This window comes from Emticicia sp. SJ17W-69, assembly GCF_051209875.1.
Taxonomy (GTDB): domain Bacteria; phylum Bacteroidota; class Bacteroidia; order Cytophagales; family Spirosomataceae; genus Emticicia.
In genome coordinates, this window is sequence record NZ_JBNTQY010000001.1 from 3,196,719 (window position 1) to 3,213,255 (window position 16,537).

Sequence of the window (16,537 nt, forward strand, 5' to 3'; positions counted from 1 at the left end):
AAAGTTTTTAAATCTTTATTGGATTATTTAAACAATGAATATTACATTCAAAAGTAAAAAGAGTAAATAATGTAGCAAAATAAAAAAACTAAGAATTTATAAATCCCACTATTTTGTAAATGAAACTACCTAAATCGTCCACAAAAAATAAACTATAATTTTCAACCATTTCTTTATAATGAAAATCAATACCCTAATCATAGATGACGACATAAATTGGCAAAAAATTATTAGCAAATTTGTGCAATTGAATCCAGTTCTTACATTGATTGGCACTTGTAATTCAGCTATGGACGCCTATTCCAAAATGATTGAATCGGAAATAGATCTATTGATTTGTGATATCGAAATGCCCGACATTTCAGGCCTTAATTTTATAAAAAGTATTCGTAATGCTCCCTTAGTGATTTTTGTCACGGCTCATCGTGATTATGCTTTGGATTGTTATGAAGTGTCACCAGTAGATTTCTTGTTAAAACCACTTGACCTCGAACGTTTCATTAAAAGTATTGAAAAAGTAAGACAACGATTGTCGAATACGCCAGAATCTGTAAGCATCGAACCATACTTTTTTGTAAGAGAAAATCTCAATTATATTCAAATTGATTATAAAGACGTATATTATATGAAGGCCCAAGAAAATTTTTTGGAGATTGTTACAACCAATCAAACATATATGCCATTATTATCAATCACGAAAATGGAAGAGCATCTCAAAAGTGATGTTTTTATGAGGGTGCATCGTTCGTACCTAGTAAACCGTTCAATGATAAGTTCGATTGCAAAAAATGATATTATTCTTCGTTCTGGGAAAACAATTCCGATCGGAGATCAATATAGGTCCCAAATCAACCGTAAACACATAGAGGGAAGCCTTATCAGTAGAAATAATTGAATTTAAATTTGATTATGGCAAATTTCCTATGGTCATATTATTTCAAAAATATTTTAATTCCCTTATTTCTTTTTGGGATTATAAACTTATCTACAAATGCACAAGAAATTACTTTTCTAAAAAGGCAATTATCAAATGTAAAAACTGATAGTAGTCACATACGCCTATTATACGAGATAGGTATAAAGTACGAATTTTCAAATATTGACTCCAGTATTGCATTTTTAAAACAATCTCTGCTTATTGCCCAACAAAAAAATGATTTAAAGGCAGCTGCAAATGCCATGTATAAGATCGGTTTTATGTATTTGTATTATATTAAGGATGAATCAAGTGCAGGTGCATGGCTCAACAAAGGAATTTCAATTGCTAAACGTAATCAAGACAATACAAATTTAGCTAATTGCTATATGCTATTAGGTATTATTTCAGATCATCAACATATTGGCAATCCATTAGACTTTTATAGTGTGGCACTGACTTATGCTAAAAAAACCAATGATTGGAAAGTCCAGACATATTGTTATGAAATGTTATCTTCATATTATCAAGCGAAAGGGATCTACAAGGAAGCGATAAATGCTGCTTATAAAGCTCTAAGTATTTGTGAAAAATACGATATTGACAGTTGGTTTTCAGGTGGCTTGGATTATTGTGAATTGCTTGATAAACAAGGAAAATTTGATGAATCACTTTCTTTTCGACAAAAATTGAGTGCTTCAAAAAAGAAATTAAAAAAGACTAAAGGCTATTTCGTCTATATGAATGACATTGGTAGGCTGGAAACAAAATTGAAGAACTATCCTGAAGCTGAAACTATTTTTTTTAAAATTTTAGATATTGAAAAAAATAAACCTAAAATTGACACTTTTCACTTGCTTTTTATCTTTCGTAACCTTGAAACATTGTATCTTGAGCAAGAAGATTATAAGAAAGCATGGCAAGTAAGTAAGAATTTAGCCGAAACTCGCTTATGGTTACAAGAAAAACGACAAACACAAAATAGCAAGTTGCAAATGACTCAGCAAAAGGCAAATTTAGACCTTGAAAAGAAAGAAATAGAAATTACACTTTTGGAATCTCAAAAAAAACAGCAATTAATATTTTTAGTAGTCGTTATTTTTTTTGTGTTTTTACTTATCAGTTTTTTGATTTTTCTACAAAGAAATAACCAAAAAATAGAAAAGCAAAAGGTTGAATTGGGATTACTTAATTCAAACAAAGATAAATTGTTTGCTATTCTTTCACATGATTTGCGGTCGCCAGTAGCCAGTCTTAAAAACTATATGATGCTCATTAATTGGGGAGCATTAGATCAAAATGAGTTCGCATCAGCAGCAAATGAACTGAGCTTTAAGGTTAGTAATATTCACAATATGTTAGAAAACTTGTTAAACTGGTCGCTTTCACAAATGGGAGGATTAAAACCACAAATTTCTAAAACCTTAATTTATAACATTGTTGATGAACAGATTCTTTTATTGAAACCTTTCTTTGAATCAAAAAAAATAGTCATTGAAAATCAAATTCCAAAGGAAGCTCATATAATAGTTGATGATAATCATTTAAAGATTATCATCAGAAACTTACTACAAAATGCCATAAAATTCACCAATATCGGTGGGGAAATAAATTTTACATTTTTAGAATACAATAATAATTATATAATTGAAATAAAAGATAATGGTGTTGGGATGTCCAATAAAAAGCTTAATGACCTTTTTAATTTGAAAAATAATGCTTCAAATTTAGGTACGAATAAAGAATATGGAACAGGTCTCGGATTAGTATTGATCAAAGAGTTAGTGGATATTAATTCGGGTAAAATTGCATTTAAAAGTGAAGATGACAAAGGAACTACAATTAGTATCACATTTCCCAAAAATTAAAAAAAACACAAAAGAAAATTCCTTTTGTGTTTTAGTCGATTGATTTTACTAATTGGGTTATTTACAATTTATTTGAGGTATGTGTTTCATTCGTTTATATCCATTTTGCGTTAACACTATTTGACTTGAAAATGTTTGGAAGGCACAAAAGCAGGAATATGGCGTTCTGAAATTAAAATTGTCTTCTTTTCTTGAATTAATTGTGCTTTTTTTGCAGAACGCTTTTTCTGTAAAAAAGTACCAAAACTTTTAAAACCAACTTTGTTACCGTTTACTATTTCTTGTTTGATAATGTTAAACAAAGACTCAGTAATATACTTAACTTCATTAATATTTAAATTTGTCTTTTGAGCAATAATTTAATTAAGTTCAGCTTTGTTCATAAGCACAAGAATAGTTAGAATGTTAAGTAATTTTTTATTTTTTTCAACAAATAATTCAGCAAACTAAAAAAGGTTTTTTATATTAAAATGAGCAAATTATATACAAGCTTAGCCAAGGTTTATCATGAAATTTATCAAACATTATTTAATTATGATGATGAATTTGCCTTCTATGAGACTTATCTTCAAGCACATCAAATAAAATCAATTGTTGAAATTGGTTGTGGTACAGGGAACTTAGCCAAGCGTTTAGTCGATGCTAATTACGAGTATCTTGGAATTGACCTTTTCCAAGAAATGCTTGATATCGCTACCCGAAATGCACCCAATGCTTCGTTTACACAAGGCGATGTTCGCAACTTTTCTTTGCCTTCCACTTCTGATTGTTTTTTAATTACAGGAAGAAGTATTAGCTATCTTACAACTACATACGATATTTTGCAAAGCATGGATTGCATTTATAAAAATTTAAAACCAAATGGCATATTAATGTTTGATGCGATTGATGCTGCTCAATTATTCTTAGACTTTAAAGAATTGAAAAAAGATGAACTGATAGCCTCTTTTGGTGAAAATTACTATAAACGTAATAGTGAAAGTAAACCAAATTTGAAAACAGGCTGGACATGGGACTGGAGTTCGGTTTATTATCAATTAGATTCAAATCAAACATATCAAGAAATAGGACAAGATTTTTCAACTTTACGGGCTTTCACAAAAGATGAAGTTCGATTACTACTAAATATGTCGGGTTTTGAGTTACTCGAAATTTTACCAAAAAAATCCTATGCGTGGGATGACAATTTTTTCATTGCCAAAAAAATTTAGACATGATTGATATAAGAAAATTTAATATTGAAACTGACGGCGATGCTATTTGGGAAATTATTCATCAAATAATCATCGAAGGAGATACTTTAGTTTTTAGTCCTGATTCAACAAAAGAAAAAATGCTTACTTACTGGGCAGCGGATGATAAATTGGCTTATGTAGCAGAATTAAACGGAACAATTGTTGGGACAATGTATATCAAACAAAACCAACCTGATTTAGGCTCGCATGTGGCCAATGCGGGATATTTGGTTCATCCCTCACATCGAGGAAAAGGAATTGCTGAACAAATGTGTCGACTTTCATTAGAAGAAGCACGGAATTTAGGTTTTAAGGCAATGCAGTTTAATATAGTTATAAGTACTAACACAGTTGCGGTAAGAGTTTGGCAAAAATGTGGTTTTGAAATCATCGGACGTTTACCAAAAGCTTTTCAACATCAAAAATTAGGGTTTGTAGATGCTTTTGTGATGTACCAATGGCTTGCTTGATATTTTTTAATTTACAATTTATTTTGAAAATATTCCAATAAAAAAAGCCTTGAAATGTATCAAATTTGACTTATTTCAAGGCTTTTTTAGATAATCTACTCATTTTTTAACAAGCAATCTTATCAGCTCTACGAGCGTGCCTTCCACCTTCAAACGGTGTTGATAAGAACGTTTTTACACAAGCTAATGCCAAATCAATATCTATAAAGCGAGCAGGTAAACAAATAACATTAGCATTATTGTGTTGGCGAATTAATTCCGCAACTTCAACATTCCAAGCTAATCCTGCACGAATCCCTTGGTGATGATTGGCAGTCATACAAACCCCATTTCCACTTCCGCAAATCAAAATTCCAAATTCATATTGTCCACTTTCAACTGCACTGGCCAATGGATGTGCAGTATCTGGATAATCCATTGAATCGGGCAAATATGGGCCATAATCTGCGGTTTCATAATTTTGTTCTTGAAGCCAACGAAGAACAATTTTTTTGTACTCAAAACCTGCATGGTCTCCTGCAATTGCAACTTTCATAAAATTTGTTACTCCTATTTTTGTTTAATTACTTTCCTATATTTGGAGTGAATTAGATAAGAAAGAATCATTATTTGTGATTTTAAACTTTTTTTTGCAAATATACGTTTTCAATATCCAATTCTTCTTAATATTCAAATAAGAATTGTTTTTTTATCCAAATTAGATATATCTTCAACACCTAAAAATTTTGTACGACAAAAATAAGATTATGATTGAAAAAGAAATTGAGCTAAATGAAGAAGAATTAATTCGAGAAGCATTTATAGAAAAAGGTTGGAATGAAATCCAAAGTCAAGACTCTTGGCAAATATTAAAAACAGTTTCTGAATTTGTCGAAGGTTTCGACCGATTGGCAAAAATCGGGCCTTGTGTCACTATTTACGGTTCTGCAAGAACAAAACCTGACCACAAATACTATTTACTTTCGGAAAGTATTGCAGCCAAATTGGTAGAAAAGGGCTATGGAGTTATCACAGGCGGTGGCCCTGGTGTCATGGAAGCTGGTAATAAAGGAGCAAGAGAAAATGGGGGAAAATCAGTTGGTTTAAATATAAAATTACCTTTTGAACAAGTCCCAAATAGATTTGTTGACCCTGATAAAAGCATCAATTTCGACTACTTTTTTGCTCGAAAAGTTTGCTTTATGAAATATTCACAAGGGTTTGTCATTATGCCAGGTGGTTTTGGCACTTTAGATGAACTTTTTGAAGCATTAACATTGATTCAAACCAAAAAAATCGCTCGTTTTCCAATCATTATGGTTGGAAGTGAGTATTGGTCAGGCCTACTTGACTGGATAATGAAAACGATGTGCGAAAAGGAGAATAACATTAATCCAGAAGACATGAACCTCATCAAATTGGTTGATACAGCTGAGGACGTTGTAAAAATCATCGATGAATTCTACGGCAAATATCTTTTGAAGCCAAACTTTTAAGAGTGCTGAGTTTAGAGTTCTGAATTCTGAGTTAAAACTGAGTAAAAAAACTCAGAACTCATAATTCAGAACTCAGAACTAAAATCAAGCTTCCTCTCCAACGATTTCTTCCAAAACAGCAACTAAATGTGAAGCAATCATTTCAGCCGAGCGACCTTCGATATGGTGTCTTTCGATAAAATGAGCAATTTCTCCATCTTTAAAAATCGCAATTGCTGGTGATGAAGGTGGAAAAGGAATATAAGTACGCATTTGCTGAACAGCGTCAGTATCAACACCTGCAAAAACTGTTACTAAGCTATCAGGTTTTGCTTCTGAACGTTGTAAAGCTAACTTCACACCTGGACGACAAGTACCTGCCGCACATCCACAAACAGAATTAATAACCACCAAAGAAGTTCCTTGTTGATTGCTAATAAAATTATCTACATCTGACGGAGTCAGTAATTCTTGAAAGCCTACATTAACTAAATCAGCTTTCATGGGTGCTACTAAATGAGGAGGATACATAGTATAAATCGCCCCCCTGCCCCTAAAGGGGAGCTTTTTTTGTTAGTTTAAAATGTTGTAGGGGAAGCTCAACATTTATTTTTATTTTTTATTCCCTTCGTGGGTTGGCTTGTTTTTTACATAAAACCAAGTTCAAGTTTGGCAACTTCCGACATCATATCAGTTGCATAAGGTGGGTCGAATGTAAGTTCTACGCTCACATCACTGACACCTTCAATCTCACGAATTTTCTGCTCCACTTCCACAGGAATCGACTCAGCCGATGGACAAGATGGAGAAGTTAGCGTCATCAAAACATAAATATTATTTACTGGAAAAACCTTGATGTCATATATTAAGCCTAATTCATATACATCTACAGGAATCTCAGGGTCATAAACTTGCTTTATGGCTTCAATTACTTTATCTTTTAATTCTTGATCAGTCATTTTTATATTAAGATTAAAAAGATTTAACAGATTAGTAAGAATGATTACCTTGGTTATAAAGGATTTTCTTTCTTTTAGTAAATCTTTTCTATTTGGTTATTATTAAAGTTTATATTGCTTGATACGCGACTGCATAAGCCTTCATTTGTTTGACCATTGATGCTAATCCATTTGAGCGTGTTTGGGCTAAATGGCTTGCTAAACCTACTTTTTCTATAAAATATAAGTCAGCATTCATTATTTCTTGTGGCGTATGGTTTGTTAGCACTTTTACCAACATACTCACCAAACCTTTCACAATAATTGCCTCAGAATCTGCTTCAAAATGGAGTTTACCTTCATTTATAAAAGCATGTAGCCAAACTGTTGATTGACAACCTTTGATGATATTTTCTTCAGTTTTAAATTCATCAGCTAATTTTGGCAGTTTTTTACCTAAATCTATGATGTACTCGTATTTTCCTTCCCAATCATCAAACAAATCAAACTCCTCAATGATTTCGTCTTGTATTTCGTTTATTGTCATTTATATTCTTCTGTTCAATTCTCGATTTATTTAAAATTACTTAATAGTGAAATAACTTTAAACAATTTTAAAGTACCATTTTCTTAACCTTATGAATTCCTATCACTAATTTATCAATTTCCTCGGTTGTGTTATAAACAGCAAAAGAGGCTCTTGAAGTTCCGGGGATTTTAAAACGATTCATCAAAGGTTGTGTACAATGATGTCCTGTCCGAACAGCGATACCTTGCTGATCTAAAATTACACCAACATCTTGTGGATGAATGCCATCTAAAACAAATGAAAGTACAGAAACTTTCTTTTTTGCTTGACCAATTATTCTTAAACCATCAATTTCTGATAACTGTTCAGTAGCATAGATAAGCAAATCATTTTCATAATTTGCGATATTTTTCTTACCTAAATTATTGATATAATCGATGGCAAATTTCACGGCTACTACATCAGCAATATTTGGCGTTCCAGCTTCAAACTTGTATGGTAAATCATTATAAGTTGTTTTCTCGAAAGTAACTTCTTTAATCATTTCTCCACCTCCACGATAGGGAGGCATAGCATTAAGGAGGTCTTTTTTCCCATAAAGCACGCCCATTCCAGTTGGGCCATAAATTTTATGAGCAGAAAAAACATAGAAATCTACGTCTAAATCTTGCACATCAATATCAATATGTGAACTTGCTTGAGCTCCATCAATCAATACTTTGGCTCCTACAGCATGAGCTTTTTCAACAATAAATTTCACATCATTGATAGTTCCCAAAGCATTGGAAACATGTACAACTGATACAAATTTAGTTTTTTCAGAAAGCATTTTTTCATATTCTTCCAAAAGTAAATCGCCATTATCATCAATTGGTATGACTCTCAAAACGCATCCATTCTGCTCACAAAGCATTTGCCAAGGTACAATATTAGAATGGTGTTCGAGTGTACTGATAATAATTTCATCTCCTTCTTTCAAAAACTTTCTTCCATAGGTCTGAGAAACTAAGTTGATACCATCAGTAGTACCATAAGTAAAAATGATTTCTTCTAAATGTTCTGCATTCAAAAAGTTCTGAATTGTTTTTCGAGAGGCTTCAAAAGCAGAGGTAGCTTTTTCAGCTAAAAAATGAATACCTCTATGAATATTTGCATTATAATGACCATAATAATTGGCCAAGGCATCTAAAACTTGAACTGGTTTTTGAGTGGTTGCAGCATTATCAAAATAAACTAAAGCTTTGCCGTTTATTTGCTCATCAAGAATTGGAAAATCTTGACGTATTTTATTTATATCTAAAATTGACATATTTTATTTTTTCTTTCGATTACAAAAACAACAAACATTCAAACGATTTAGTTTAGAAATATTCTAAATTAGTAGAACGAATTTCGAAATCAGTTCTATGGTAACTCAAAGTTTCAAGACAAAATCTTGTTTCGTTTGCTTTTTATTGAAGAAAACTATCCCCACCCAAAATAAATCTAATGAGACCGTGACAGAAGAATGATTTTTGATATATTGCCAAGCTTGTTTCATTTCATCCGACCAATAAATATCATCAAAAATAAAGCAGCTACCTTCATGAGCTTTTTCTAAACATTGCTCAAAATACCTAACTGTTGGTTCATACCGATGATTAGCGTCAAAAAAAACAAAGTCTAAACTTGGAATTTCATTCAATTTTTGAGTCAATGTTTCATCAATATTTCCGACAATAATATTAATATTTTTTAATGAAAGTTTGGTAAAGTTTTCTTGAGCTATTTTAGCAGTTTCGGGGCAACCTTCAAAGCTAGTTATTTGACTATCAACTACTTGAGATGACAAATAAGCTGTCGTTAGCCCAAAAGAAGTCCCTAAATCAAAGATGTTCTTATATTGATAAAGTCCAATAATTCGATGAAACAGCTGTCCAAGTTTAGGAGATTTTTGAGAATTTTTGGCAATATCTTTTATCTTTCTTTGATTAGATAAATTTAATTTTGAACCCGCTCCAAAATCTGTTATTGAAATAATTCTTTCATCTTTCAATAACTGTTTCCGTAAATCTTCTATTTCTTGAAAGCTATTCGAATGATTTTTGTCTTTTATAATTTTAGTATAAAACTCAAACAAAAATGGAGAATGCAGCGAATACTCGTCTTTGGCTCTGAAAAGATATTTTATGTAGTCATAAATCATGTTACAAAAATAGCAAAAAAGCACGACAGATTGTCGTGCTTTTTATAAGATTTATTAGATAAAATCTTATTCTATTAATCATTTTGAATCGTTTCCTCTTTTTTCGTTCTTCCGAAAGTCAAAGATTCACCTTCCCCACTGAAATCTACTAAAATTGTATCTCCTTCTTGCACATCCCCTTTCAAGATTTCTTCAGCAAGTGGATCCTCTACATATTTCTGAATCGCACGGTTCAAAGGTCTTGCTCCATATTGTTGGTCATACCCTTTTTCAGACAAGAAATCTTTTGCTTTATCTGTCAATTCAATTTTATAACCAATGTTTGTAATACGAGCAATCAAACGACCTAAAGCAATATCAATGATTTTATGAATATCATCACGAGTCAATGAATTGAAGACAATCACATCATCCAAACGATTCAAGAACTCGGGTGAAAAAGTTTTCTTCAAAGCATTTTGAATCGTACTTTTAACCATTTCATCTTGATTATCAGTACGTGATTTTGTTGCAAACCCAATACCAGTTCCGAAATCCTTCAAATCACGAACACCAATATTTGAGGTCATAATAATAATTGTATTACGGAAATCAACTCGACGACCCAGACTATCAGTCAAAACGCCATCGTCTAATACTTGTAACAATATATTATAAACATCAGGGTGTGCTTTTTCGATTTCGTCAAGCAAAACAACTGAATAAGGTTTTCTACGAATTTTTTCTGTTAATTGTCCACCTTCTTCATAACCAACATATCCTGGAGGGGCTCCCACTAAGCGAGAGATACTAAATTTCTCCATGTACTCACTCATGTCAATTCTGATGAGGGCATCTTCTTTGTCAAATAAGTAAGTTGCAAGAGTTTTGGCTAATTCAGTTTTTCCAACACCAGTTGGCCCTAAGAATATAAACGAACCGATTGGTTTCTTAGGGTCTTTCAAACCAACACGTGTACGTTGAATTGACTTCACTAACTTCTCAACGGCAGGGTCTTGTCCAACAATTCTTCCACGAAGTGCATCTCCCATATTAAGGATTTTCTCTCCTTCATTCATGTTCACACGCTTCACAGGAATACCTGTCATCATCGCAACCACATCACCTACGTTATCTTCTGTTACACTATAACGCTTGGTTTTAGCTTCTTCTTCCCACGCATTTTTTGCACGATCAAGTTGCTCCAATAATTTTTTCTCACGATCACGTAGTTGAGCTGCTTCTTCGTAACGTTGGCTTTTGACAACAGAATTTTTTTCTTTTTTGATTAACTCAACTTGCTCTTCTAAGAAAATAATATCTGGAGGAACTGAAATATTATTGATGTGAACTCTTGCACCAACTTCATCTAATACATCAATAGCTTTATCAGGTAAATATCGGTCGGTGATATATCTTTCTGATAATTTCACAGCCGCTTCTAAAGCTTCTGGTGTATAGCTTACGTGGTGGTGATCTTCATATTTATCTTTAATATTATTCAAAATCTCAATGGTTTCATCAATTGAAGTTGCTTCAACCATTACCATTTGAAAACGACGAGCCAAAGCTCCATCTTTTTCAATATACTGGCGGTATTCATCTAAAGTTGTGGCACCAATACATTGGATATCTCCACGAGCCAAAGCTGGTTTAAACATATTTGACGCATCTAATGAGCCACTTGCTCCACCAGCACCAACAATCGTATGAATTTCATCAATAAATAAAATCACATCAGGTGATTTTTCTAATTCATTCATCACCGCTTTCATTCGCTCTTCAAATTGACCACGGTATTTTGTACCAGCAACCAAAGAAGCTAAATCAAGCGTTACCACACGTTTTCCGAATAAAATTCTTGAAACTTTTTTCTGCACAATTCTCAAAGCTAAACCTTCAGCGATGGCTGTTTTACCCACACCTGGCTCACCAATTAAAATTGGGTTGTTTTTCTTACGTCTTGAAAGAATTTGGGCTACACGCTCAATTTCTTTTTCACGTCCAACAATCGGGTCTAATTTGCCTGCTTCGGCAAATTTGGTCAAATCTCTACCGAAATTATCTAAAACAGGAGTTTTAGATTTTTCAGGATTTTTTTGGTCGGCTCTCTGCTGAGAACTGTATCCGCCAGTGCCTCCACCGAAAATACGCTCATCGTCGTCGTCAGTTTCGGGACGCTCCATGACGGGTTTCTGACCAGTCAGTTGATACTCAAGCATCTCTTTAGTTTGTTCGTAATTAAGGCGGAATTTTTGTAAAATTTGTCCTCCGAGGTTATCGCCGTCTCGCAAAATAGCAAGGAGAAGATGCTCAGTACCTATTGTTAATGATTTGAAGATTTTAGCCTCCAAATGCGTAATTTTTAATACTTTTTCAGACTGTCGGGTCAATGGAATATTGGCCAGATTCTTAATATTATTAGTGGCAGTACCTTTGGTAGCCTGCTCAATTGTGATACGTAGCTCGTCCAATTGAACGCCTGAGTCTCTCAGTAGATTCAATGCCATGCCTTCGCCATCACGAATCATCCCCAAAATCAAATGTTCGGTTCCGATATAATCATGTCCAAGCCGAAGTGCTTCTTCACGGGCTAGGGTGATGATTTCTTTTACTTTTTGTGAAAATTTAGGCTCCATTTATTTTAATGTAGAATGAAGAATGTAGTAATGAAGAATTATTTACCGCTGTGATATCATACTTCATATTCTACAATTCAGAATATTTTTACAATCAAAAATGTTTTAAATGAAATTACAAAATAATGTACTTATTACGAATAGAATGTTAGTTTTTTTAAATAATCATTCTTAATTCTAAATCCTACTTTCATAATTCATCTTTACATACTGCAATATAACGGATTATTGATAAAGTGTGTTCAAATCGTAGAAGATTTTTTTAATATTTCTAAAGATTGATTGCCACGACAAAAAAGTAAATCAATAATTGACAAGTTTGGTACAAAATCATTGCCAAAATTTTGCTGATAAGCTACTGCTTGATAAAAATCATTGCTTTTATAGTCTTTTTTTGCATTTATGAGCGAACGAGCATCAAAAACGCCCTCATTTACTTCTTTTTGATAAAAATCAGTCTGCCTAATTGTCTTGTCAACCTTTAAGAGTTTCAGACAAATTGTCAGAAAACTATAATTTAGGTCCCATAAAAATTTAGGTTTCTTGTCATAAACTGCTTGAAAATAATCAGCAAAATATTCGAAAAATGGTGATTTCCCATAAGCAGCATTCATTGTTCGCCAATGAATGGTTTCCCATCTTTGGCTGTAATCAATTTCAACATCTTTCATCAAAATCTTTTTATTCCCATCGATAACAGGAATCGTTAGCATTTCAACTTTATTGGAGCCTTTCAAATAGCATCTATTTCTATAAGATTGTTTGGCAAAGTATTCGTTGCTTTCAAGCACAATCTCATCAAAATTTAATACACAAGTAAAAAATTCGAGACTGGGCAAATATTGCAAATCAATTAGAATATGTTGAGTATCAGGTGTTTTCATTTAGCAAAAAAAAGCATTTATAAAAAATTATACAATTCATTTCAATAAAACCGTTAGAATGTATGGATTTTTTCTGAAATTTGTAACACAAGCATACACTTTCTCAAAACGCATGACGAGATTTTTTACATTTCTTACTATTCTTATTTGCTCGGTGAATTTCACATTCGCTGCTAATCTTTTTCCAAATAATAATAAAAAAACAAGTAAGGTTTTTGCTGATATTCCATTAAGTTTATCAGCTAAAGACAAACGCTCTAACATACAACTTAGACCAAAATTTACTGTATTATCAGTCAATGGTGGCAATGTGATTCCTTTGAAAGAAACTGATGGTCGCTTTACAGTTATCGTCAAAAGTGGTGAATCGTACAAAATTATTGCAGAACTGGAAGGGTATCATACCAAAGAGAAATTACAAGTAATTGCCGCTGACCAAGACAAAGAAGGGTTTAATGTAGTAATTGATATGGAACCACAACCATCAGCCTCTTTAATTTTAAAGGCAGTTGATGATATTTCAGGTGATTTGGTTGAGGCATCATTTAAAATTACTGCTAATGATAAAGTTTACTCTGGCAAAACAACGAAAGAAACTCCTTTTTATAGATTAGTTATTATAAAAGCTGACCTCTACCAAGTTGAAGTGACTTCTGGCACGCATACTCCAAAAAAAGAGAGCTACACTTTTGAAGTTGGAGATCCAGCTCGCTCTTACAATAAAGAAATAAGATTAGAAAAGCCTGGTAATGGAGTAAAAATTACCATCATTGGCGAAGATACAGGCAAATTACTCAAAGGTGCGAATTTAAACATCATCAACACAACCGATAATCAAACAATTATTGATAATCTTTTACCTGAAGGCGAAGCCGTTGTTGAATTTAATCCTGCCAAAAGATATGTTGCTACTATCTCAAACGAAGGCTATACCACTTTAAAAATTGATTTGAAAGCCACCACACAAAAAGAATATGTCATCAAACTTCCTTCCGAAACATACTTCTCAATTGGTGCCTTTGATAGATTATCAGGTAAACGTATTCCTGCAAATTTCAAAATTACCTTTAAAGATAATATCCAAGAAATCAAAGGTTCCGCCGATGCTGACATTAGATTCAAAGCTGTTGAGAAAGGAATTTATCAAGTGGAGGCAAGTTATCCAAATTATGCAACAAAACAGCTACCACTTAATTTAGAAAATATTGCTGCAGGAAAAATTAGTCACAAAATTAATTTAGAAAGTACCATTGATGAATATGTCATTTTGGTTGTTGACGCAGAAGACAAACAAATGATTGCGGGAGCTGATGTAAAATTATTCGATGAAAATAAGCTGCCAGTTCCTGTAAAACTCAATCCAAAAACAGGGGAATGGAAAATTGTTCTAGAAAAAAACAAGGACTATTCCATTGAGGTAGCTGCCAATGATTATATTAAACAAACAGGTACTTTGCAGCGTAGTACAAGCAAATTGATTGGTATCAATATGCAGAAAGTTTTTCAAACGATTTTCTTTTCGGCAGTTGATGGCCTTACCAAAAAATCTATCGTAGCACAATTCAAAGTTATTCGACCTGAAAGAGAGCCAATTAATGGCTTGGCTGATGTGAACAAACAGTTTAAGGTAGATTTATATCCACAAAAACCTTATATTTTAGAAGTCAGTGCCGATGGCTATAAAACAATCAGCGAAAATCTACTTTATGATGCCAATAAAACCGACAAAGAAGTAAGCAAGGTTTTTGAACTTCAGAAAGATGCTTATACTTTCTTATTTAAGGTTACTGATGCACAAAAAAAACAACTTATTTCAGGTGCAAAGTTATCAATTTTAGATTTAAGTTCGAGTCAGCCAATTGTTGCAACATCAGAAAAAAATGGTTTTTCGGCTAATTTAATTCCCGGCAATAACTATTCTCTTTCTGTTGAAGCGGAAGGTTATGAATATTCTACCCAGAACATTAATCCACGGGTTTTGGCTTCCAATAATCAATTTGAGCATGAAATACCTATGTTCAAAAACGCCATAGAGCGTTATAAATTGATGGTTTTAGATGAAGATAAAGGTAATAATGTACCCAATGCCAATCTTCGAGTTTTTAATATGGCGAATGAACCTATTACCATTACATCCAACCCCCTTGCTTCTGAATGGTTAGCTGAATTAAAAAACGATGAATCATATTCAGTAGAAATTAAAGCGGAAGGATATTTGGCATTTAGAGGTGTATTACCCAAAAATACCAATTCAAAAACAATCAAACTTAAAGTCAAAAAAGTACCAACCCAAGAAATTGCCTTCTCCCCTATTGATGCTCTCAGTAAAAAATCAATTGTTGCTGAATTCAAATTATTAAGTGGAGGGGAATTGATCAGTGGTACAATTGCTTCGGGAGGAACAAGATTAAAAGCGATTTTAGTTCAAGATAAAACCTATGAATTAGAAATTATTTCTAATGGGTATAAAGTTTATAAAGATGTGGTTAATTTGGCAAATGCAGCCAACAACGTTATAACTGTTGAATTGAGAAAAGAGGCGTATACTTTTAATTTTAAAGCACTTGATACAAAAAATAGACAGCCAATACCAAATGTCAAAGTAAAAGTATCAGATACTGACAATCAAGCTATTACATCAAAATACAATGTTGAAAGTCAAGATTTTCAGGTTAATCTAAATCCTGATAAAATTTATTCAATTGAAGTAGAAGCTCCAGGTTATGAACTTTATGGTGAGAAATTGGACGTAGCAAATTTAGCTGCAAGTTCTGATTTCAAGCGTGATATATTCATGGTAAAAAAAGAAGTTGAAAAGAAGCCAGAGCCAAAAATTGAACCTAAAAAAGAAGAAACTAAAATAGTCGAAAAACCAATTGCCGAAAATAAAGTAGATGTAAAAGTTACTGACCCTAAGCCTGCCGAAAAGAAACCTGAGCCTGTAACTCCGCCAGTTCTTGCTAAAAAAGCTCCTGAAAAGAGAGAATCTGAAGCTAAAACTTATCAAGATAATGCAACTGTCATTACTGATGATGATTTTAAAGTAAAGGTTGAAGTATTTGAAAACTTGGGTATTGGTAAAAAATTCAGACTAAGTAATCTTTATTTTGAACAAAGTAGTACAACAATTAAGCCTCAATCATTTCCTCAATTGGACAAATTGGTGAATACAATGAAGTTAAATCCAAAAATGAAAATTGAAATTTTAGGTCATACCGATAATAATGGCGACCCAAGGTTGAATCTTTCACTTTCTCATTTTAGAGCTACCGTTGTATCTAATTATCTTTTCAATAGAGGTGTTGCGGCAGATAGAATAAAAGTTACTGGGAAAGGGCAAGAAGAGCCAATCGCACCAAACGATACAGAAGAAAATCGGATTAAAAACCGCAGAGTAGAATTTATAATAAGAGAAAACTAAAACCTGCAAGGTTTTCAAA

At 32.8% G+C, this 16,537-nt stretch carries 15 protein-coding genes; 6 read left to right on the plus strand and 9 right to left on the minus strand.

Translation table 11 applies throughout. The annotated features are described in order from the left end of the window. Nucleotides 1-178: 178 nt before the first annotated feature. Nucleotides 179-895, plus strand: coding sequence for a LytR/AlgR family response regulator transcription factor (locus ACQUQZ_RS13000; protein WP_435355425.1), 717 nt, complete (start codon nt 179-181; stop codon nt 893-895). Then, a complete protein-coding gene (locus ACQUQZ_RS13005) occupies nt 892-2,784 on the plus strand; it encodes an ATP-binding protein (RefSeq protein WP_435355426.1) in 1,893 nt (630 codons plus the stop codon). Before ACQUQZ_RS13000 ends, ACQUQZ_RS13005 begins: the two co-directional genes overlap by 4 nt. Nucleotides 2,785-2,900: 116 nt before the next feature. On the opposite strand, the gene ACQUQZ_RS13010 is transcribed toward ACQUQZ_RS13005, so the two are convergent. Further along, nucleotides 2,901-3,143, minus strand: coding sequence for an HU family DNA-binding protein (locus tag ACQUQZ_RS13010; protein WP_435357654.1), 243 nt, complete (start codon nt 3,141-3,143; stop codon nt 2,901-2,903). A 111-nt stretch (nt 3,144-3,254) separates the two neighbouring features. Between ACQUQZ_RS13010 and ACQUQZ_RS13015 the strand changes: the two genes are divergently transcribed. Together ACQUQZ_RS13015 and ACQUQZ_RS13020 are read left to right on the plus strand one after the other, a co-directional pair. Next, nucleotides 3,255-3,995 (plus strand): class I SAM-dependent DNA methyltransferase, encoded by a 741-nt coding sequence (locus tag ACQUQZ_RS13015; protein ID WP_435355427.1) that lies wholly within the window; start codon nt 3,255-3,257, stop codon nt 3,993-3,995. A 2-nt stretch (nt 3,996-3,997) separates the two neighbouring features. Further along, nucleotides 3,998-4,489, plus strand: a complete 492-nt coding sequence (locus tag ACQUQZ_RS13020; RefSeq protein WP_435355428.1) for a GNAT family N-acetyltransferase — start codon at nt 3,998-4,000, stop codon at nt 4,487-4,489. 106 nt (nt 4,490-4,595) lie between these two features. Here ACQUQZ_RS13020 and rpiB read toward each other — a convergent pair whose 3' ends face one another. After that, nucleotides 4,596-5,024: a ribose 5-phosphate isomerase B gene (gene rpiB, locus ACQUQZ_RS13025; protein ID WP_435355429.1), complete on the minus strand. Its 429-nt coding sequence runs from the start codon at nt 5,022-5,024 to the stop codon at nt 4,596-4,598. 211 nt (nt 5,025-5,235) lie between these two features. Between rpiB and ACQUQZ_RS13030 the strand changes: the two genes are divergently transcribed. Next, nucleotides 5,236-5,964, plus strand: a complete 729-nt coding sequence (locus ACQUQZ_RS13030; protein WP_435355430.1) for a TIGR00730 family Rossman fold protein — start codon at nt 5,236-5,238, stop codon at nt 5,962-5,964. An 84-nt stretch (nt 5,965-6,048) separates the two neighbouring features. Here the strand turns inward: ACQUQZ_RS13030 and ACQUQZ_RS13035 are convergent, their stop codons facing one another. The 7 genes from ACQUQZ_RS13035 to ACQUQZ_RS13065 form a co-directional block, all read right to left on the minus strand. Continuing rightward, on the minus strand, nt 6,049-6,474 hold the full coding sequence (locus ACQUQZ_RS13035; RefSeq protein ID WP_435355431.1) for a BrxA/BrxB family bacilliredoxin: 426 nt from the start codon (nt 6,472-6,474) through the stop codon (nt 6,049-6,051). A 116-nt stretch (nt 6,475-6,590) separates the two neighbouring features. After that, a complete protein-coding gene (locus ACQUQZ_RS13040) occupies nt 6,591-6,902 on the minus strand; it encodes a DUF59 domain-containing protein (RefSeq protein ID WP_435355432.1) in 312 nt (103 codons plus the stop codon). Between the two features lie 109 nt (nt 6,903-7,011). Further along, complete coding sequence (locus tag ACQUQZ_RS13045) at nt 7,012-7,428, minus strand: SufE family protein (RefSeq protein WP_435355433.1); 417 nt, start codon at nt 7,426-7,428, stop codon at nt 7,012-7,014. 67 nt (nt 7,429-7,495) lie between these two features. Then, complete coding sequence (locus ACQUQZ_RS13050; RefSeq protein WP_435355434.1) at nt 7,496-8,719, minus strand: SufS family cysteine desulfurase; 1,224 nt, start codon at nt 8,717-8,719, stop codon at nt 7,496-7,498. Between the two features lie 105 nt (nt 8,720-8,824). Further along, entirely contained in the window at nt 8,825-9,595 is a 771-nt protein-coding gene (locus ACQUQZ_RS13055) for an O-methyltransferase (RefSeq protein WP_435355435.1), read from the minus strand. Nucleotides 9,596-9,669: 74 nt separating this feature from the next. Then, on the minus strand, nt 9,670-12,213 hold the full coding sequence (locus tag ACQUQZ_RS13060; protein WP_435355436.1) for an ATP-dependent Clp protease ATP-binding subunit: 2,544 nt from the start codon (nt 12,211-12,213) through the stop codon (nt 9,670-9,672). 242 nt (nt 12,214-12,455) lie between these two features. Further along, nucleotides 12,456-13,097, minus strand: coding sequence for a WbqC family protein (locus tag ACQUQZ_RS13065; protein WP_435355437.1), 642 nt, complete (start codon nt 13,095-13,097; stop codon nt 12,456-12,458). A gap of 112 nt (nt 13,098-13,209) precedes the next feature. Between ACQUQZ_RS13065 and ACQUQZ_RS13070 the strand changes: the two genes are divergently transcribed. Continuing rightward, on the plus strand, nt 13,210-16,518 hold the full coding sequence (locus ACQUQZ_RS13070) for an OmpA family protein (protein ID WP_435355438.1): 3,309 nt from the start codon (nt 13,210-13,212) through the stop codon (nt 16,516-16,518). Nucleotides 16,519-16,537 lie beyond the last annotated feature (19 nt).

What these genes read in the sequence shown, in the direction of transcription:
- ACQUQZ_RS13050 (WP_435355434.1), bottom strand. Translation starts at nt 8,719, where the DNA reads ATGTCAATTTTAGATATAAATAAAATACGTCAAGATTTTCCAATTCTT.
- ACQUQZ_RS13060 (WP_435355436.1), bottom strand. Translation starts at nt 12,213, where the DNA reads ATGGAGCCTAAATTTTCACAAAAAGTAAAAGAAATCATCACCCTAGCC.
- ACQUQZ_RS13030 (WP_435355430.1), top strand. Translation starts at nt 5,236, where the DNA reads ATGATTGAAAAAGAAATTGAGCTAAATGAAGAAGAATTAATTCGAGAA.
- ACQUQZ_RS13070 (WP_435355438.1), top strand. Translation starts at nt 13,210, where the DNA reads ATGACGAGATTTTTTACATTTCTTACTATTCTTATTTGCTCGGTGAAT.
- ACQUQZ_RS13035 (WP_435355431.1), bottom strand. Translation starts at nt 6,474, where the DNA reads ATGTATCCTCCTCATTTAGTAGCACCCATGAAAGCTGATTTAGTTAAT.
- ACQUQZ_RS13020 (WP_435355428.1), top strand. Translation starts at nt 3,998, where the DNA reads ATGATTGATATAAGAAAATTTAATATTGAAACTGACGGCGATGCTATT.
- ACQUQZ_RS13055 (WP_435355435.1), bottom strand. Translation starts at nt 9,595, where the DNA reads ATGATTTATGACTACATAAAATATCTTTTCAGAGCCAAAGACGAGTAT.
- ACQUQZ_RS13015 (WP_435355427.1), top strand. Translation starts at nt 3,255, where the DNA reads ATGAGCAAATTATATACAAGCTTAGCCAAGGTTTATCATGAAATTTAT.
- ACQUQZ_RS13065 (WP_435355437.1), bottom strand. Translation starts at nt 13,097, where the DNA reads ATGAAAACACCTGATACTCAACATATTCTAATTGATTTGCAATATTTG.
- rpiB (WP_435355429.1), bottom strand. Translation starts at nt 5,024, where the DNA reads ATGAAAGTTGCAATTGCAGGAGACCATGCAGGTTTTGAGTACAAAAAA.
- ACQUQZ_RS13000 (WP_435355425.1), top strand. Translation starts at nt 179, where the DNA reads ATGAAAATCAATACCCTAATCATAGATGACGACATAAATTGGCAAAAA.
- ACQUQZ_RS13040 (WP_435355432.1), bottom strand. Translation starts at nt 6,902, where the DNA reads ATGACTGATCAAGAATTAAAAGATAAAGTAATTGAAGCCATAAAGCAA.
- ACQUQZ_RS13045 (WP_435355433.1), bottom strand. Translation starts at nt 7,428, where the DNA reads ATGACAATAAACGAAATACAAGACGAAATCATTGAGGAGTTTGATTTG.